The 18309-nt window shown below is 68.5% G+C and carries 15 protein-coding genes; 8 read left to right on the top strand and 7 right to left on the bottom strand.

Features of this window, described 5'->3' with window-relative positions; translation table 11 throughout:
* The first annotated feature begins 13 nt into the window (after positions 1–13).
* A complete protein-coding gene (locus IEX93_RS01830) occupies positions 14–484 on the top strand; it encodes a hypothetical protein (RefSeq protein ID WP_188845837.1) in 471 nt (156 codons plus the stop codon).
* 49 nt (positions 485–533) lie between these two features.
* On the opposite strand, the gene IEX93_RS01825 is transcribed toward IEX93_RS01830, so the two are convergent.
* From IEX93_RS01825 to IEX93_RS01815, 3 genes are read right to left on the bottom strand one after another with little or no spacing between them, the layout of a single operon-like run.
* Positions 534–1478, bottom strand: coding sequence for an electron transfer flavoprotein subunit alpha/FixB family protein (locus IEX93_RS01825; protein ID WP_188845836.1), 945 nt, complete (start codon positions 1476–1478; stop codon positions 534–536).
* A gap of 9 nt (positions 1479–1487) precedes the next feature.
* Complete coding sequence (locus IEX93_RS01820) at positions 1488–2231, bottom strand: electron transfer flavoprotein subunit beta/FixA family protein (RefSeq protein ID WP_188845834.1); 744 nt, start codon at positions 2229–2231, stop codon at positions 1488–1490.
* Positions 2232–2244: 13 nt separating this feature from the next.
* The gene (locus IEX93_RS01815) at positions 2245–3390 is read right to left on the bottom strand and encodes an acyl-CoA dehydrogenase family protein (RefSeq protein WP_188845832.1); all 1146 of its coding nucleotides are present in this window, start codon (positions 3388–3390) and stop codon (positions 2245–2247) included.
* A 96-nt stretch (positions 3391–3486) separates the two neighbouring features.
* Between IEX93_RS01815 and IEX93_RS01810 the strand changes: the two genes are divergently transcribed.
* The 3 genes from IEX93_RS01810 to IEX93_RS01800 are packed head-to-tail and all read left to right on the top strand — an operon-like array spanning position 3487 to position 7821.
* On the top strand, positions 3487–6381 hold the full coding sequence (locus tag IEX93_RS01810) for an ATP-binding protein (RefSeq protein WP_188845830.1): 2895 nt from the start codon (positions 3487–3489) through the stop codon (positions 6379–6381).
* On the top strand, positions 6353–6715 hold the full coding sequence (locus tag IEX93_RS01805) for a response regulator (protein ID WP_188845828.1): 363 nt from the start codon (positions 6353–6355) through the stop codon (positions 6713–6715). Before IEX93_RS01810 ends, IEX93_RS01805 begins: the two co-directional genes overlap by 29 nt.
* 32 nt (positions 6716–6747) lie before the next feature.
* On the top strand, positions 6748–7821 hold the full coding sequence (locus tag IEX93_RS01800; RefSeq protein ID WP_188845826.1) for a TRAP transporter substrate-binding protein: 1074 nt from the start codon (positions 6748–6750) through the stop codon (positions 7819–7821).
* Here IEX93_RS01800 and galK read toward each other — a convergent pair.
* Both galK and IEX93_RS01790 read right to left on the bottom strand, forming a co-directional pair.
* Positions 7818–8861 (bottom strand): galactokinase, encoded by a 1044-nt coding sequence (galK, locus tag IEX93_RS01795; RefSeq protein ID WP_188845824.1) that lies wholly within the window; start codon positions 8859–8861, stop codon positions 7818–7820. The two genes, IEX93_RS01800 and galK, sit on opposite strands and share 4 nt — an antisense overlap.
* Before the next feature lie 7 nt (positions 8862–8868).
* Positions 8869–9714, bottom strand: coding sequence for a metal ABC transporter substrate-binding protein (locus tag IEX93_RS01790; RefSeq protein ID WP_188845822.1), 846 nt, complete (start codon positions 9712–9714; stop codon positions 8869–8871).
* Positions 9715–9776: 62 nt separating this feature from the next.
* Between IEX93_RS01790 and IEX93_RS01785 the strand changes: the two genes are divergently transcribed.
* On the top strand, positions 9777–11447 hold the full coding sequence (locus tag IEX93_RS01785) for an ABC-ATPase domain-containing protein (RefSeq protein ID WP_188845820.1): 1671 nt from the start codon (positions 9777–9779) through the stop codon (positions 11445–11447).
* 6 nt (positions 11448–11453) lie between these two features.
* Here the strand turns inward: IEX93_RS01785 and IEX93_RS01780 are convergent, their stop codons facing one another.
* Entirely contained in the window at positions 11454–12995 is a 1542-nt protein-coding gene (locus IEX93_RS01780) for an acyl-CoA dehydrogenase family protein (protein WP_188845818.1), read from the bottom strand.
* A 96-nt stretch (positions 12996–13091) separates the two neighbouring features.
* Between IEX93_RS01780 and IEX93_RS01775 the strand changes: the two genes are divergently transcribed.
* From IEX93_RS01775 to pxpB, 3 genes are read left to right on the top strand one after another with little or no spacing between them, the layout of a single operon-like run.
* Positions 13092–13493 (top strand): MarR family winged helix-turn-helix transcriptional regulator, encoded by a 402-nt coding sequence (locus tag IEX93_RS01775; RefSeq protein WP_188845816.1) that lies wholly within the window; start codon positions 13092–13094, stop codon positions 13491–13493.
* Positions 13490–15547, top strand: a complete 2058-nt coding sequence (locus tag IEX93_RS01770) for an MDR family MFS transporter (protein ID WP_188845814.1) — start codon at positions 13490–13492, stop codon at positions 15545–15547. The genes IEX93_RS01775 and IEX93_RS01770 overlap by 4 nt, the downstream gene beginning before the upstream one ends.
* A 4-nt stretch (positions 15548–15551) precedes the next feature.
* The gene (pxpB, locus tag IEX93_RS01765; protein ID WP_188845812.1) at positions 15552–17078 is read left to right on the top strand and encodes a 5-oxoprolinase subunit PxpB; all 1527 of its coding nucleotides are present in this window, start codon (positions 15552–15554) and stop codon (positions 17076–17078) included.
* Here pxpB and IEX93_RS01760 read toward each other — a convergent pair.
* Positions 17075–18277 (bottom strand): thiolase family protein, encoded by a 1203-nt coding sequence (locus tag IEX93_RS01760; protein ID WP_188845805.1) that lies wholly within the window; start codon positions 18275–18277, stop codon positions 17075–17077. The two genes, pxpB and IEX93_RS01760, sit on opposite strands and share 4 nt — an antisense overlap.
* Positions 18278–18309 lie beyond the last annotated feature (32 nt).

Below are 18309 nucleotides of genomic sequence, written 5' to 3'. Positions count from 1 at the left end.
AAGGAGGTGGACGATGCGGCGTTGGGTCGGTTGGATCGCGGTGGTTTTGGCCCTGGTCCTTATCGCTTGGGGAGGGTACGAGGCGTACCGGGCCTACGTGGGTCTGGAGGACCGCCTGGCCCGCCTCGAGGCCCAGGTGGAAGCCCAGCGCCAGGCCCTGGAGGCCTTGGGAAGCCGGGTGGGGAGGCTGGAGGAGGAGGTCTTCCGCGCTCCCACCCAGGAAGCCCCGCCGGAGGTCCCGGCGCCGGTCTCGGCGCCCGCCCCCGCCTGGCCTTACGCCCTGGGGCTTGGGGTTTTGCTTCTTATCCTTTACCTGGCCTTAAGGCTTTTCCGGGGCGGGAAGGCAAAGGAGGCCCAGGCCCCTTCCCCCGAGGCGCCCCAGGCCCCTTCCCCCGAGGCGCCCAAGCCCCAGGAAGAGGCCCTGGCCGAGTCCAAGATGCTGGACGAAGGGGCTCCTCCTTCCCCCGAGGAGGGCCGCTCCTAAAAAAACCCGCCGTGACCTAGGCCACGGCGGGAGCCCCAAGGTTTGGGGGCTAGTCCTTGAGCTTCTTCACCGCTTGGATGAGGGCGGGCACCACCTGGTGCACGTCCCCCACGATGCCGTAGTCCGCGTGCTTGAAGATGGGGGCCTCGGGGTCCTTGTTCACCGCCACGATGTACTTGCTCTTGTTCATCCCCGCCAGGTGCTGCACGGCCCCGGAGACCCCGAGGGCGATGTAGAGGGAGGGCTGCACCGTCTTTCCCGTCTGGCCCACCTGCTCGGCGTAGGGACGCCAGCCCGCGTCCACCACGGCCCTTGTGGCCCCCACCGCGCCCCCGAGGAGGGCGGCGAGCTCCTCCACCATCTTGAAGGCCTCGGGGCTGCCCATCCCCCGGCCGCCCGTGACCACGATGTCCGCCTCGGTGAGGGAGACCCCCTTCTTCTCCTCCTGGACCCTTTCCAGGACCTCCACCGTGGGGACCTGGGGCACCTCCAGGGCCACCACCTCCGCCTCTCCCGAAAGGGGCTCGGCCAGGGGTGTGGTGTTGGGCTTCACCGTGAGGACCACGGGGAGGGCGGCCTTCACCTTCTGGGTCACCCGGTTCAGGTAGGCGTAGCGGGTGGCGTGGACCTCGCCGCCTTCCAGGCGAGAATCGAGGGTGTCCTCAAGAAGCCCCGCCTTCAAGGCGTAGGCCACCCTGCCCAGGTAGGCCCGGTTCTGCCTCGAGGAGGGCGCCACCACCGCCTTGGCCCCGCTGGCCTCGGCGGCCTTAAGCACCCCGGCCGCCCACTTCTCGGCGGTGTAGGGGCCTAGGGTGGCGGTGTAGAGGACCTCCACGTGCTTCCGGGCTTCCTCCACGGGGGCCTTCTCCTCGGCGAGGAGCACCCCGGCCACCTTCACGCCCAGGGCCTCGGCCAGGGCCCGGGCCCGGGTGAGGGCCTCGAGGCTTCCTTTCCTGAGCTTGTTCCCGTCGTGGTCCAAGACTACGAGCACCATAGGCACCTCCTAGATGACCTTGGCCTCCTCGTGCAGAAGCCGCACCAGCTCCTCGGCCGCCGCCACGGGGTCCTTGCCGTCCAGGATCTTGCCGAGCCTGGACTTCTCCTGGATCTCCTCGGAAAGAAGGGTGACCTTGGGGGTAAGGCTGGCCTGGACTTTCCGGATCTCCTTCTTCTTGGCCTTCATGATCCCGGGCAGGGTGGGGTAGCGAGGCTCGTTTAAGCCCTGCTGCGTGGTGAAGACGGCGGGAAGCTTCACCCGCACCCACTCCGCCCCCTCGTCCAGGTCGTGCTTGGCCTTGGCGGTTTCCCCTTCCAGCTCTAGCGCCGTGGTCCAGGCCACCACCGGCACCCCTAGGGCCTCCGCCAGGGCGCCCCCTAGGGCCTGGCTATCCCAGTCCGCCTGCTGCCCTCCGGTGAGGACCAGGGTGGGGGCTTCCTCCTTCAGGACCCCCACGAGGGCCTCGGCCACGGCCACGGGGTCGGCAAAGCCCTCGTAGACCACGTGGACCCCCCGGTCGCACCCCATGGCCAAGGCGGTGCGGATGGCCTCCTCGGTGCGCTCGGGGCCGAAGCCCACCACGATGGCCTCGCCCCCGTGCTTCTCCTTGAGGCGGATGGCCTCCTCCACCGCGTACTCGTCCATCTGGTCCAGGATCAGGGTGGCGCCGGAGAGGTCCACCCGGCCTTCCTGGATCTTAAGCCGGCTTTCCCCGTCGGGGACCTGACGTATGACCGCCACAAACTTCATCCCTCATCCCTCCTTACTCCGCCAGGATGTGCCTGGCGATGATGAGCCTCTGGATCTCGTTGGTGCCCTCGTAGATCTGGTTGAGCTTCACGTCCCTGAGGAGCTTTTCCACCGGGAACTCCCGCACGTAGCCGTAGCCCCCGTGGATCTGGATGGCCTGGTTGGCCGCCTCAAAGGCGATCTCCGAGGCGTAGGCCTTGGCGATGGCGCTGGCGTGGGCGTGGGGAAGGCCTTGGTCGGCGAGCCAGGCGGCGTAGTAGGTGTACATGCGGGCGGTTTCAATGCCGATCATCATGTCCGCCAGCTTGAACTGGATGGCCTGGAAGTTGGCGATGGGCTGGCCGAAGGCCTCCCGCTCCTTGGCGTACTTGCGGGCCTCGTCCAGGGCGCGCCTCGCCACCCCCACGCTTCCCGCCGCCACGGGGATCCGGGTCTTGTTGAGGGTCTGCATGGCGATTTTGAAGCCCTCCCCCTCCTCCCCCAGGCGGTTTTCCACGGGCACCTTCACGTCCTCAAAAACGAGCTCGTAGGTGCCGCTCGCCCTCTGCCCCATCTTCCCGTGGATCTTGATGGCCTTGAAGCCCGGGGTGCCCTTCTCCACCACCAGGGCCACCACCCCCTTGTGGCGGAGCTCGGGGTTCACCGTGGCGAAGACCACCACCCACTCCGCCTCCCCGCCGTTGGAGATCCACATCTTGGTGCCGTTTAGGATGTAGTGGTCTCCCTGGCGGATGGCCCTGGTTTTGAGGGCGGCGGCGTCGGAGCCGTTTCCGGGTTCGCTTAGGGCGAAGGCGGCGAGGGCGGGCTTCTCGGTGAGGGGCTTGAGGAAGCGCCGCTTCTGCTCCTCCGTGCCCGCAAGGAGCACCGGGGTGATGCCCAGGTCGCTGGCCATGGGGATGGTGTAGATCCCCATGCAGGCGTAGGCCAATTCCTCCCCCACGATGACCTCGTCCAGCATCTTGAGGCCCATCCCCCCGTACGCCTCCGGGATGATGGCGTTCAGGAGGCCCACCTCGTGGAGCTTCTCTATGACGGGCCAGGGGACCTCTTCCTTCTCGTCGTACTCCGCCGCCACCGGTAGGATGACTTCCCTGGCGAAGCGCCGGGCCAGGGCCTGGAGTTGCTTTTGCTCCTCGGTGAGGCTGAAGTCTATGGGCATTTTCCTCCCCCCTTGGGCCAAGGGGCTCCTCTTTGACCAAGTCTAAGATTAGGCCAAGCCCCTTGCAACCCCTGCCCATGCTACCATTGACCCTAGATGAAGTTTAAGGGAGAGCTTGGGGTCTTGGGGCGTTTCCAGCGGGCGCTCCTTTCGGACCTGAAGCCCAAGCAGATCCTCCGCAATCTCCTCGAGGTGGCCACGGAGGAGGGGGTGGAGCGGGCGGCCCTCTTCCTCTACCACCCGGAGACCCGGGAGCTTATGGGAGAGGTGGCCTCGGGCCGGGGGCGGCACCACACGGTCTCGGCCATCGCCCTTCCCCTTTACGCCCGGGGGCCGGTGCAGGAGGCCTTCTTCGCCGAGGGCCCGGTGCGGCTTGGGGAGGAGTGGCTTCTGCCGGTGGTGGGGGAGAAGGGGGTGCGCTGCTGGGCGGACCCCGAAAGGCGGTGCACGGAGCGCCCCCGGGCCACCCGGCAAAGCCGGTTCCTTCTTTGCCCCTCCTGCCCGCGGTTCGCCGCCAAGGGGGTGCTCTCCCTGGAAGGCGTTCCCCCTTCCCTGAAGCCGCTTCTGCCCCTCCTCGCCCAGCTCACCGCCTTGGCCCTGAAAAACGGCGAGCTCCTCCAGGAGCGGGATGAGGCCCTGGCCCGGCTCGCCCGGAACGCCGAGGCTTTGGCCCACGTGGGGGAGCTTGCCCGGGAGGTGGCGAAGCCCCTGGAGCCCGACGAGGTGCTTTGGGTTTTGGCCCGGGTTTTGCACGAGCGCTTCGGCTTTTACCGGGTCACGGTGGCCCTGGTCCGGGAGGGGGTCCTCTTGGGGCACCTCACCTTGAGGGGGGAGGAGGCCTTTTGGACCCAGGAGGTGAGCCGGATCCGCTTCCCCCTGGGGGCCTCCTCCGACCCCCTGGCCCAGGCGGCCCGGGAGGGGCGGACCCTCCTTGTCCCCAGGGAGGCCCTGCCCGAGGTGGTGGCCCAGGGGATGGGGGCCAGCGTGGCCATGGTGGCCATCCTGGCGGAAGGGGAGGTGCTAGGGGTTTTGGCGGTGGACCACGGGCCCGGGGGGCGGCCCGTCTCCGAGGAGGAGGTGCGGTACGCGGAGCTTCTGGCCGGGGTGGCGGGGGTGGCCTTGCGGAACGCCCACCTTTACCGGGAGAAGACCCAGCTCTCCTCGGCCCTGGCGGCAGAGCGGGCGCGGCTTTCCGCCCTCTTGGAGGAGCTTCCCGACGGGGTGGTGATCCTGGAAGGGGAGAAGGGGGTGGCCAACGCCCGGGCCCGGGAGATCCTGGGCTCGGGTCCCGAGATCCAGGCCAAAGCCCTCCCCCCGTCCCTGGCCCCGGCCCTGGAGGGCGGTCGGGTGGAGGTGGTTTTGGGGGGACGGGCCTACTCGGTGCGGGGCAAGCCCCTGGGGGAGGTGCGCCTTCTCGTCCTCCACGAGATCACCGAGCGGATCCGCATGGAAAGGGCCCTCAAGGAGCAGGCCACCTTCACCCAAGCCCTCCTGGACCTGGCGGAAAGGGCCTTGGCGGAGGAAGGGCTTCGGGCCATGGCCCGGGGGGTGGTGGAGCGCTTGCGGCGCCTTTTCGCCGCCGAGGAGGGGGCGCTTGTGGCCGAGGTGGGGGGCGAGGGGCGGCTTCTTTACCACACCTTCCCCTGGGAGGGCACCATGCCCCGGCCCAACCTTCTGGAGGTGGCCCTGGAGGAGGAAAAGCCCCGGGTGGCCCGGGCAGGGGAGGGGACGTGCGCCTTGGTGGAGGGCCTGGGTCTGGCCCAGGCCGTGGCGGTGCCCTTTAAGGGGGAGGCCTTTAGGGGAGGTTTCCTCCTGGCCTATCGGACGCCCAAGGCCTTGGGGGAAAGGATCCTGAGGCGGATGGGCCAGGTGGGTTCCCTGGTGGCCCTGATCCTGGAGAAGGCCCTCCTCCTAGAGCGCCTCGAGGCCGAGGAGGCCCGCCTCTTCGCCCTTTTGGAGCATGCCCAGGACCTGGTCTACATCCTGGACCGGGAGGGCCGGATCCGCTTCGCAAGCCCCAACGTTCCCACCCTTTTGGGCTACGGGCGGGAGGCCCCGAAGGAGGAGGCCAGGGCCTGGGACTTCCTCCACCCCGAGGACCGCCCCCAGGCCCAGGCCCTCTTACAGGAGCTCCTCGCTTCTCCGGGGGAGGTGCGCACCGCCCAGTTCCGGGTCCTCCACCGAGACGGCACCCCCATCCCCATGGAAGCCTGGGGGCGGAACCTCCTCCACGACCCCCGGGTTCAGGGCGTGGTGGTGGCCTTGCGGGACCTGAGGCCCCGCCTCGAGGCCGACCACCTCAAAAGCGAGTTCATCGCCGCCGTCTCCCACGAGCTCCGCACCCCCCTGGCGGTGATCATGGGCCTGGCGGAGCTTTTGCAGGAGGAGCCTTTGCCGCCATCGGCCCAAGAATCGGTGGAGCTCATCCGGGAAAGCGCCTTCCGCCTGAAGACCATGGTGGACAACCTCCTGGACACGAGCCGCCTCGAGGCGGGCCGCTTTGAGGTGTCCAAAAGGCCCGTGGACCTTAGGCCCCTCCTTCTGGACCTGGCCCGAAGCTTCCAGGGGGTGGCCCGGCTTTCCGGGGTGGACTTTCGGGTGGAGGTGGAGGAGCTTCCCCTTCTGGAGGCCGACCCCGACCGCATGGCGCAGGTGGTGGGGAACCTCCTCAATAACGCCTTCAAGTTCACCCCCCCGGGTGGGAAGGTCTCCCTTCGGGCCAGGGTCCAGGGGGAGGCGGTGGTGCTGAAGGTGGAGGACACCGGCCCCGGCATCCCCAAGGAGGAGCTTCCCAAGCTTTTCCAGCGCTACGCCCGGGCCAAGAACGCCAGCGCCCGGGGGGTTTCCGGCACCGGGCTTGGGCTTTTCATCTCCAAGCACATCGTGGAGGCCCACGGCGGGCGGATAGAGGTGGAGACCGAGGAGGGCCGAGGAAGCCTTTTCCGGGTTATCCTACCCTTAGATGGCGCGCATCCTGGTGGTGGAGGATGAGCCTTTGGTGGCCCACCTGGTGCGCCGCATGCTGGAGCGGGCGGGGTACCAGGTGGCCTGGGCCCCTTCGGGCAAGGCGGCCTTGGAGGCCTTGGGCCGCGAGGCCTTTGACCTGGTGGTCTGCGACCTGGTGATGCCCGGGGTGTCGGGCCTCGAGGTCATCCGGGAGGTGCGAAGGCTTGGCGGGCCTCCGGTCTTGGCCCTTTCCGCCAGCGTCTCCGCCCAAAGCCAAGAGGAGGCCCTGGTCGCCGGGGCCAAGGCCTTCTTGGGCAAGCCCTTTGAGGGGGAGGCCCTTTTGGCCCAGGTGCGGCGGCTTCTCGGGGAGACAGCCTGAACCTGCTAAAGTGAGAAGCCTAAGGAGGTCCCATGGAGCGGCGGAGCTTCCTGAAGCGGATGGGCGTGGGCCTTGCGACAAGCCTCACCTACACCGCCTTCGCCCAGGCCACGCCCCAGGTGCGCTGGCGCCTCGTCTCCAGCTACCCCAAGAGCCTGGACACCCTCTATGGCGGGGCCGAGGACCTGGCCCGCAGGGTCTTGGAGCTCACGGGCGGGCGCTTCCAGATCCGGGTCTACCAGGCGGGGGAGATCGTGCCCGGGGGGCAGGTGCTGGATGCGGTGCAGCAGGGCACCGTGGAGGCGGGGCACACCTACGGGCCCTTCTACGTGGGGAAAAACCCCGCCCTGGCCTTTGACGGGGGCGTGCCCTTCGGCATGACCTACCGGCAGCACAACGCCTGGATGCTCTTTGGCGGGGGGCTTGAGCTTCTGCGCCAGGTCTACGCCGACTTCGGCGTCCTCCAGTTCCCGGGGGGGAACACCGGGGCCCAGATGGGGGGGTGGTTCCGCAGGGAGGTCCGGACCCTGGCCGACCTGAAGGGCCTCAGGATGCGCATCCCGGGCCTCGGGGGGCTCGTCATGGGGCGGCTTGGGGTGGTGCCCCAGACCCTGGCCGCCGGGGACATCTACCCCGCCTTGGAGCGGGGCGCTCTGGACGCCACGGAGTTTTCCGGCCCCTACGACGACGAGAAGCTGGGCTTTTACAAGGTGGCCCGCTACTACTACTACCCCTCCTTCTGGGAGCCTTCCGCCCAGCTTTCCTTCCTGGTGGCCCAAAGGGAGTGGAAAAGGCTTCCCAAGGAGTTTCAGGAGGCCTTCCAGGTGGCCGCCGCCGAGGTGAACCTCACCATGATGGCCAAGTACGACGCCCAAAACCCCCCGGCCCTAGAGCGCCTCGTGAAGGCGGGCGTGCGCCTCCGGAAGTGGCCGGCCGAGGTCATGAAGAAGGCCTTGGAGGAGGCCCAGGCCCTCTACGAGGAGCAGGCCGCCAAGGACGCTACCTACAAAAGGGTCTACACCGCCTACTGGCGCTTCCGCCAAGAGGTGTACCGCTGGTTCGCCGTGGCGGAGCTGGGCTACGAGACCTTCGCCTTTGTCGGCTAGAGGAGGCGGAGGCCGGGAAACCGCTCCTTCAGGGCCTTCTGGAAGGCGGGGTAGTGCCCTTCCGGTACCAGAGCCACCACCGCCCCGCCAAACCCCGCCCCCGTGAGCTTGGCCCCGTAGGCCCCCGCCTTCAGGGCCTCCTCCACCAGGAGGTCCAGCTCCGGCAGGCTCACCTCGTAGTCCCGGGCCAGGGAGCGGTGGCTTTGGACCATGAGCTCGCCGAAGGCCCGGGCGTCCCCCCGTCTCAAGGCCTCCACCCCCTTTAGGACCCGGAGGTTCTCGCCCACGATGTGCCGGGCCCTCCGGTCCAAGGGCGGGGGGAGGCTTTCCACCAGACAGAGGTCCGCCACGTCCCTTAAGGTCCTGACCCCAAGGCGCCTTGCCGCTTCCTCCGCCTCCTGGCGGCGCTCGTTGTACCCGGCCTCCGCCAGGCGGCGCTTTAGGCCCAGGTCCAGGACCACCACCCGGCTTCCCGGGGGCAGGGGCAGGTTCTCGTGGGCCAGGGTGCGGGTGTCCAGGAAGAGGGCCTTCCCCACCTCCCCGAGGCTTGCCGCCATCTGGTCCATGATCCCGCACCGCACCCCCACGTATTCCACCTCGGCCTTCTGGGCCAGGAGGGCCACCTCCAGGTCGCTTAGGGGCAGGCGGTAAAGGGCCCTTAGGGCCTTTAGGGCCGCCACCTCGAGGGCGGCGGAGCTGGATAGCCCGGCGCCCATGGGGACTTGGCTTTTGATGTAGAAGCGGGCCCCCGGCACCTTGTGCCCCGCCTCCTGGAGCGCCCGCACCACCCCCAGGAGGTAGTCCAGGAAGTCCCCCTGGGGCGGGCTTTCCAAGGGGCGGGCCCTCAGCTCCTTTAAGGTTTCGCTATAGGCCTCCACCTTGCCCTCGGCCCGCCCCGCCTCCACCTGGGTGAGGTAGGGGAGGGGGGTGGGGAGGACGTAGCCTTCCTGGTAGTCGGTGTGCTCGCCCAAGAGGTTCACCCGGCCCGGGGCCTTGGCGCTGGCCTCGGGCAGGGTGCCGAAGACTTCCTGGTAGCCCATGTCCCTATTATGGACAAAGAGCCTTCCGGTTGTGGTCCAAAAGGGCCAGGTAGCTAGGTACCTTGGCGTCCAGGGTGTCGGTGTAGAGCACCGCCACCCGGGCTCCAAGGGCCTCGGCCAAGGCCTTTAGGGCGGTTCCCTGGAACTGGGGCTCGGCCAGAAGGAGTTTCACCCCCTCTTTCCTGGCCCTTTCCACGAGGGCGAGGAAGCTTCGGCTTCCTACCTCCTGGGCCCCGCTTTGGCTTAAGACCCCCACCACCTTAAGGCCGTAGCGGCGGGCGAAGTAGCGGAAAGCGTCGTGCTGGACCACCACCTTCACCCCCTTAAGCCCGCAGGCCTGGAAGGCCCGGTCCCGCTTTTCCACCTCCTCCCGGAAGCGGCGGAGGTTGGCCTGGTAGTGGGCCTTTCCCTGGGGGTCTAAGCGGGCAAGCTCCTGGGCGATCCTTTCCGCGTAGCGGAGGGCGTAGGTGGGGTCCAGCCAGAGGTGGGGATCGCAGGGGCCGTGGCCATGGGCTTCTTCGTGGTGCTCCTCGGGGCAGATGAGCCCCGGCTGGCCTTCGCCCAAAAGGACCACCCGGCTTCCCTTGGGCAGGAGGTTTCGCAGCTTGGGGAGGAAGGGCTCGAGGCCCAGCCCGTTGGCGAAGAGGAGGCGGCTTTGGCTCAGGGCCTTGGCCACGGCGGGGGTGGGCTCAAAGGTGTGGGGGTCGGCCCCCGGGGGGACCACCCCCACCGCCCGCACCCGCTCCCCGCCCACCGCCCGCACCAGGTCCTGGAGGATGGGGGTGGTGGCGGCCACCTGGATCTGGGCCAGGGCGGGGCCGAGGAGGAGGAGGCCTAGGATCCACCGCTTCATAGCTATAACGATAACTCATTTTCACTTGGCGTCAAGCCCTCCCTGGGGTAAAATGCCCTCCCGTGCGCACGCTGGAGGACCTCTTCGCCTTTCTCCGGAGCCTGGACGGCCGCCCCTACCCCGCCTACAAGGACCTCAAGGGGGTCTGGCGGGGGGAGGGGTTTGACCTGGCCTTCGTCCACGTCCAGGGGGACCCCTTTGCCAGCCCCTCAATCCTGGAGGTTCGCTACCCCAAGGAGGCCCTGGGGAGACTTAGGGTCTACGCCCACCCTTTGGGCAAGGTGGCGGTGGAGGACTTTCTCCTCCGAAGCCTCAAGGCCCGGTTCCGGGACCTTCCCCGGGTGGGGGGGATGGGCCACTCGGGGAGGGTCTCGGTGGAGGTGGAAAGCCCCAAGATCCTGAAACGGGCGGGGGCTCATCTAGGGCCCTCCGGGCTTTTCCTGCGCTTTCGCCTGGGGCTTCCCGCCCAGGGGCGGCGCATCCTGGGCAAGGAGGCGGAAAGGCTTTTCCGAGCCCTCGCCCAGCACCTCCGGGGCTTCCTCGCCGAGCTGGACCTAAAGGCTCTCCTCGCTCACGTCCACCAGGCGGAGGACTTCGCCTACATCCAGGAAAGGCTTCCCGAGCGGGGCCTGGTGGCTTTTGTGGGGGAGGGGGCGATCCTCCCCCGGGAAAGCGGGGTGAGCCAAAGACCCCTCCAAGGGGCCATTCCCTTTCAGAGCCCGCCTTCCCTAAGGGTCGCCTTCCCTGTGCCCCACGCCGGGGAGGTCTTGGGCATGGGGCTTCCCCAGGGCCTCACCCTCATCACGGGGGGCGGGTTCCACGGGAAGACCACCCTCCTCGAGGCCTTGGTCCACGGGGTCTTCCCCCACGCGCCCGGGGACGGCCGGGAGTGGGTGGTGACCGATTCCCTCGCCCAAAGGGTCCAGTCCGAGGACGGAAGGAGCGTGAAGGGCGTGGACCTCAGGCCCTTCGTCCACGACCTCCCCTTGGGCCAGGACACGGCTTTCTTCTCCACCGAGGACGCCTCCGGCTCCACAAGCCTGGCGGCGGCCATCCTCGAGGCCCTGGAACTCGGCGCCCGGGTCCTCCTCTTGGACGAGGACACCTCGGCCACCAACCTTTTGGTGCGGGACGCTCGCATGCAGGCCCTGGTGAAGCGGGAGACCCTCACCCCCCTTCTGGACAGGGTCCAGGACTTCAAGGCGCAGGGCGTGAGCCTGGTCCTGGTGGTGGGGGGCGTGGGGGACTACCTGGAGCTCGCCGACACCGTGGTCCTCATGGAGGAGTACAGGCCCTTTGAGGTGACGGCGGAGGCCCGGGCCATCGCCGAGGCCCGCCCCACGGGCCGCGCCTTCGGCGAGCCCCGCTACCCCTTGAGGGTGCGCCCTCGAGCCCCCTTGCCCGAAAGCTTTGACCCCCGGCGGGGCCGGAAGGCCAAGGTGAAGGGCCGGGGCCTGCGGGAGCTGGTCTACGGGGAGGGGGTGGTGGACCTCTCCGCCCTGGACCTTTTTGAGGAGGGCCAGGTGCGGGCCATCGGGGCCTTTTTCCAAAGGCTTCTCTCCCTGGCGGACGGGAAAACCCCCCTCCGGGCCCTGGTGGAAAGGGTGGTAGAGGCCGAGGACCTCTTCCGCCTGGGGGAGGCCCCGGAGCTTTCCGCGGTGCGCCCCTTGGAGCTGGGGGCGGCGGTGAACCGCCTGAGGGCCTTGGAGGTGCGCCCCGCCTCGGGTTCCTGAAGCCCCCTAAAGGCGCCACCAGGGATCGTAAAGGGCGGGCCGGGCCGCTTGGGGAGGAAGGCTTTCCCCTTCCAGAAAGGCCTTCCCGTAAAGCCGGGCGAGCTCGGGGAAGGGCTCGGCCCCTACCCGCTTTAGGGCGTGGACGGCCACGGCGTCCGCTAGGCGCCGCAAGGCCTCCTTGGCGTACCAGGGGCCTTCCTCCGCCAGGCGTTTTAGGGCGCTTTCCGCCGCCCGGGCTTCGGGGCTTTCCCGGAGCATATCCAAAAGGGGTTCGTGGGCCCGCTTCTTGGCGATGGCCTCCGCCATGTCCAGGGCCTGGATGTTGGCCGGCCCCTCCCAGATGGGGGTGATAAGGGCCTCCCGGTGGAAGCGGGCCACCCCGTAGTCCTCCAGAAAGCCCAACCCCCCGAAAAGCTCCATGGCGAGGGCGGTGATCTGGGTGCCGTGCTCGGCGGTGCGCCCCTTGGCCAGGTGAGAAAGAAGCCGGGCCAGGTGGTAGTGGGGGCCATAAGGGGGTCTTTCCTCCCAGGCCCGGTCAAAGGCGGCCACCGCCAGGAAGGCGAGGGCCGTCCCCCCCACCTGCCTTAGGCGCATCTCCAGAAGGTCCCGCTGTACCAGGGGGTGCTCCCTTAGAGGCTTGCCGAAGGCGGTGCGGCGGCCTACCCGGAAGAGGACCTCCAGGTGGGCCTTCTTGGCCAGGCCCATGGCGGCCACGGCGTTGGCCAGGCGGCTTACCGTGAGGTTTTCCAGGGTGTAGTAGATCCCTTCCTCGGGCTTGCCGATGAGATAGGCCAGGCTTCCCTCAAGCTCCACCTCCCCCGAGGGCACGGCCCGGGTGGCGAGCTTCTCCTTGAAGCGGCGCACCCTGTAGTTCAGCTTCCCCTCCACCCTGCGGGGGAGGAGGAAGAGGGCAAGCCCCTTGGGACCCGAAGGGGCCCCTTCCGGCCTGGCGGTGACGATGGCCCAGTCCGCAAGCCCCGCTCCCGAGGCGAAGTACTTGTCCCCTCCGTAGAGGCGGTAGGCCTCCCCCTCCTTCCGGGCCAGGGTGCGGTTCGCCCCCAGGTCGCTCCCCCCTTGGATCTCCGTCATCCAAGTGGCCCCGAAGGCCTTGCCGTAGAGGAGTTCCCGCTTGACCCCCTCCCATTCCGGGGCGTACTTGTGGAGGGCGTAGGCCACCTGGTGGGTGATGGTGAGGATGCAGTAAAGCCCCCCGTCCGCCAGGAGGTAGCCCAAGGCGTAGTGCAGGGGCCAGCCCCGGCCCTCGTAGGCGGGGCGGATCATGGGGCGGAGCTTTTCCAGAAGGGCCCTTTGGGCGGGGGAGAGGAGGGCTTGGTCTATGCGGTTCCCGTCCAGGTCGTGCATCAGGAGGTGGGGTGGGGAGAACTGGTCCACGTGGTGGGCCACCTCCAGGACCTCCTCCCCCACGAGCCGCCCGAAGGCGGAAAGCTCTTCCTGGGGCAGGCCCGGGGCAAAGGTGTCCAAAATCGCCTTTAGGTCCGGGTCTAAAGCGTAATGGTCCTCGCCCTGGCTGTAGAACAGGCTTTTCATGCTTCGCCTCCTCCCCGAGGCTATCCGGGGCGGGTGGGGTGGGTCAAGGTGGTTTAGTACACACTCAAATACTTTCTTTTGAAATAATCTTCCCCCATGGTCTTTGAGGTCCTGGGCCGGATCTGGCGCTTGCAACGGGCCCTGCGGGAGGAGGCGGAGCGGGGCCTTTCGGACATTGGGCTTGGCGGCCTCGAGGCCTGGCTCCTCCGGGTCCTAAAGCTCCACCCTTACCCCTCGGAGGCCGCCCGGCGCATGGGCCTTCCCCTTCCCACCATTAGCCACATGCTCCGCCGCCTCGAGGGGCAAGGTTTCCTGGAGCGCTCCTTGGACGAAAAGGACCTCCGCCGCTTCACCTTCCGCCTAACCCCCAAGGGGGAGGAGGCCTTGGCCCGGGCCGAGGGCTTCATGGAGGAGGCCCTTAGGAAGCGCCTCGCCCGGCTTAAGCCGGAGGAGGCCCAAGAGCTTCTCAGACTCTTGGAAAAGATGGAGGAAATATGAACCCTGGATCCCACACCAACCCCACGCCCCAGGAAGTGCGCTATACCATGGTGGGCATCTTCCTGGGGATGTTCCTTGCGGCCTTGGACCAAACTATCGTCTCCACCGCCATGCCCCGCATCGTGGGGGAGCTTAAGGGGGCGGAGTACTACGTCTGGGTCACCACCAGTTACCTCCTCACCTCCACCGTCTCGGCCCCCATCTTTGGCCGCTTGACGGAACTCTTCTCCCGCAAGAGCATCCTCCTTTGGGCGGTGGGGCTATTTCTTCTGGGCTCGGCCCTTTCGGGGCTTTCCCAGAACATGGCCCAACTCATCCTCTTCCGGGGCCTCCAGGGGGTGGGGGGCGGGGCCCTTTTCGCCCTGGCCCTCACCACCATCGCCGTCCTTTTCCCCCCCAGGGAGCGGGGGCGGCTTGCGGGGGCTTTCGGGGCGGTCTTCGGCCTCTCCTCGGCGGTGGGGCCCTGGCTTGGGGGGCTCCTCACGGACCACCTCTCCTGGCGCTGGGTCTTCTACATCAACATGCCGGTGGGGGCGGTGGCCCTCTGGTTCATCCTGCGCTACATGCCTAGGCTCCGCCCTGGCCACAGGGAGCCCTTTGACTTCCTGGGGGCCTTCCTCCTCGTCCTTTGGACCGTGCCTTTGATGCTGGCCTTCTCCTGGGGGGGGAGCACCTACCCTTGGGGAAGCCCGGTGATCCTGGGGCTTCTTCTGGGCGCCCTTTTGGGCCTTTTCGCCTGGGTCTACGCCGAGCTCAAGGTGGCCCATCCTCTCTTTGACCTCGTCGTCTTCCGCATTCCCACCTTCTCCTTAGCCGCCCTGGCGGCCTTCTTTTACGGGCCCGCTTTCCTCGGGGCCGTGGCCTTCCTGCCCCTTTACCTCCAGGTGGTGAAGGGGGTTTCCGCTAGCCAAAGCGGGGTCACGGTCCTCCCCCTCACCCTGGGGGTCATCCTGGGAAGCCTGGGGGGCGGGCAGCTCGTGGCCCGCTTCGGGCGGTACAAGGCCATCCTCGCGGGAAGCGCCCTCTTTCTCCTCGCCCTTTTCCTGATCCTTCACTTTCTTTTGGAGGTGTCCACCCCCCTCTACCTGGTCATCCTCCTCTTCTTCCTGCTGGGCTTCGGCCTCGGCCCGGCGCAAAGCGTGCTCAACATCGTGGCCCAGAACGACCTCCCCAAGGCCCGCATCGGGAGCGGCACCAGCATGGTCCAGTTCACCCGGCAGATCGGCTCCACCATGGGCATCGCCCTGCTGGGCACCCTTCTTGCGGGGAGCCTCTCGGACCACCTGAAGGCCGCCTTCCCCGGGGGAAGCGCCCCCGCCATGGCCCGGGCGGGGGAGGGGATGGCGCTGGACCTGGACCAGGAGTTTGCCCGCCTTAAAGACCTCCTGCCCAAGGCCCTTTCCGGGGACGAGGCGGCCTACCAGGCCCTGGTCCAGGACCCCTTCCTGCCCGAAGCCTTCAAGCAAAACCTGACCCCGGGGGGCATCCCCGCCCGCTTCCGCCAGCTTGCGCTTCAGGTGGAAAAGGCCCTCTTGAGGGACGAAAAGGCCCGGGAGGCCCTTTTGGCCGACCCCACCCTTTCCCAAAGCCTCAAGGGGCTTCTTCTCCCGGGGGGCCTCGTGGAGGGGAGTTTGGACCTTCTTAGGCGGGCCTGGGCGGGGGATAGGGTAGCCCAGCAGGCCCTTTTGCGCTCCCCCCTGGGCCCAGGGCTTCGGGACCTCCTTGAGGCCCCGCCCCCTCCGGCCCTTAGGGAAGCGGTGCTGGCCCAGGTACAGGCCCGCTTGGAGCAGGAGGTCCCTAAGGTCTTGGAAGGGGTGCGCCAGGGCCTGAGAGAGGCCGAGGCCCAAGCCCTCAAGGAGGCCACGGGGTGGGTCCTGGCCGAAATAGAGGCGGTAGAGGCCAAGGTCAAGGGGGCCCTCATGGAGGGCATCGTGGCGGCCCTCCGGAGGATCTTCCTCTTCTCGGCGGTCTTCGTGGGGTTTTCCCTTCTGGCCATTCTCTTCCTCCCCGACCGGGAGCTTGCGGACAGGCCCCTCCAGGCCCCGGTAGAGTGAGGGGGTGGAGGGGCTTTACCTGGTCTTCGGCGAGGGGCTTTCCGAGGAGGCGAACCGCCTGGCCCAAGGCCTGGCCCGAAGCCTCCTAAGGGACCCGCCCCCTGGGCTTTGGGAGGCGGTTCCCGCCTACGCCACCTTGTACCTGGAGTACGATCCCCGCCGCCTCCCCCGCCCCCGTCTTTTGCGCCTCCTCCGGGGCCTTTCCCCGGAAGGGGAAGGGGAGGGGCGGGTGGTGGAGATCCCCGTCCGCTACGACGGGGAAGACTTCCCCGAGGTGGCCCGCCGCACGGGGCTAAGCCTCGAGGAGGCGAAGCGCCGCCACCAGGCCCCCCTGTACCGGGTTTACGCCCTGGGCTTCACCCCGGGGTTCCCCTTCCTGGCCCCGGTGGACGAGGCCTTGCGCCTTCCCCGGAAGCCCCACCCGAGGCCCCGGGTTCCCGCCCACGCCGTGGCCATGGCGGGGGCGCAGACCGGGATCTACCCCCTGCCTTCCCCCGGGGGGTGGCACCTTCTGGGCACCGCCTTGGTGGCGGTCTACGACCCCCACCGCCAAGAGCCCTTCCTCCTCCGTCCCGGGGACCGGGTGCGCTTTCTGGAGGCCGAGGGGCCTTCCCCGCCCGAGCCCCGTCCCCTGGAGCTTCTCCCCGAGGTTTCCAGGCTTCCCGCCTTCCGGGTGGAGGAGCCTGGGCTATTGGACCTGGTGGTGGACGGGGGGCGCTTCCTTTCGGGGCACCTGGGCCTCGCCCGCTCGGGGCCTTTGGACCCCTACTCGGCGGGGCTTGTCAACCGCCTGGTGGGAAACCCCAAAGGGGCGCCCCTTTTGGAGTTCGCCTACAAGGGCCCCGTTCTCACCGCTCTCCGCCACCTGGTGGCGGGCTTTGCGGGCTACGGCTTCGTGGCCCTTCTGGAGGGGGAGGAGATCCCCCCAGGGCAAAGCTTCCTCTGGCCCCGGGGCAAAACCCTCCGCTTCCGCCCCAAGGGCCGGGGGGTTCGGGGGTACCTGGCGGTGGCGGGGGGCCTCGAGGCCCAAGCCTTCCTGGGCTCCGCCTCCCCCGACCTCCGGGGCCGGGTGGGGCGCCCTTTGAGGGCGGGGGATGTCCTGGGCCTTGGGAAGGAGGCCTGGGTGCGGCCTGGGCTTTCCTTCGCCCCAAGGCCCCTGCCCGAGGCCTTCCGCCTTAGGCTCCTCCCCGGGCCACAGTTCAGCCGGGAGGCCCTATGGGCCTTTCTCTCGGGGCCTTTCCGGGTGGTGCGGGCCGACCGCATGGGGGTGGAGCTTTTGGGAGGGGAGGTCCCGGGCGGGGAGGGGCTTTCCGAGGCCACGCCCTTAGGGGGTATCCAGGTTCCCCCCTCGGGGAGGCCCCTCGTCCTCCTCGCCGACAAGGGGAGCCTCGGGGGCTACGCCAAGCCGGTGCGGGTGGACCCTAGGGACCTCTGGCTTTTGGGCCAGGCCTGGCCGGGTGTGGAGATCCTATTCACGAGCGGGTTTAATCGTGAAGAATATCACGTGAAGGTCCCCTGGCCCCCTCCCTAAAGCCCCTCCACCACCACGGCGATCCCCTGGCCCACGCCGATGCACATAGTGGCGAGGCCGAACTGGACCTTCCTGCGGCGCATCTCGTGGACCAGGGTGGTGAGGATCCGGGCCCCCGAGGCCCCCAAGGGGTGGCCCAAGGCGATGGCCCCGCCGTTCGGGTTCAGGCGGGGGTCTTCCATGTCTAGGCCCCATTCCCGAAGCACGGCGAGGCTCTGGGCGGCAAAGGCCTCGTTGAGCTCAATGAGGCCGATCTCCTTCAAGGTAAGCCCCGCCCGCTCCAAGGCCTTCCTCGTGGCGGGCACGGGGCCGATCCCCATGATTCTCGGGGGCACCCCGGCCACGGCCATGGACCGGATGCGGGCGAGGGGCTTTAGCCCGTGGGCCTTGGCGTAGTCGTCAGAAACCAGGAGCACCGCCGCCGCCCCGTCGTTTAGGGGGCTTGAGTTCCCCGCCGTCACCGTCCCTCCCTCCCGGAAGACGGGCCTAAGCTGGGCCAGCTTCTCCAAGGAGGTGTCCCGCCTCGGGCCCTCGTCCACCTCCACCAGGGCCTCCTCCTTGCCCCGCTTCACGGGCACGGGGACCACCTCGTCCCGAAAGCTCCCCTCGTCCCAGGCCCGCACCGCTTTTTGGTGGGAGAGGAGGGCGAAGCGGTCCTGCTCTTCCCGAGGAATCCCGTACATCTCCGCCAGGTTCTCGGCGGTCTCCCCCATGCTCTCCGTGCCGTAGAGGGCCTGCATCCTGGGGTTGACGAAGCGCCAGCCCAAGGTGGTGTCGTACATGACCAGGTTCCCGGTGGGGAAGCCCTTTTCCGGCTTGGGGACAGCGTAGGGGGCTCGGGACATGGACTCCACCCCGCTTCCCACGTAGACCTTGCCCTCGCCCGCCCAGATGGCCCGGGCGGCCTGGGCGACGGCCTCGAGGCCCGAGCCGCAGAGGCGGTTCACGGTGCACCCCGCCACCTCCACGGGAAAGCCGGCGAGGAGGAGGGCCATGCGGGCCACGTTGCGGTTGTCCTCACCCGCCTGGTTGGCGCAGCCCGCGTAGACGTCCTCCACCTCCTCCTTGGGGACGCCGGCCCGCTCCATGAGGGCCGAGAGGGTATGGGCCAAGAGGTCATCGGGGCGCACGGAGGAAAGCGCCCCCCCGTGCTTGCCGATGGGGGTCCTCACCGCTTCCACGATCCAGGCTTCGGGCATGGGTGCCTCCTTACCGAACGGTCGGTAGTAGC

This window comes from Thermus composti (assembly GCF_014647535.1).
GTDB lineage: Bacteria > Deinococcota > Deinococci > Deinococcales > Thermaceae > Thermus > Thermus composti.
This window is presented reverse-complemented; position numbering and strand designations above follow the sequence as displayed.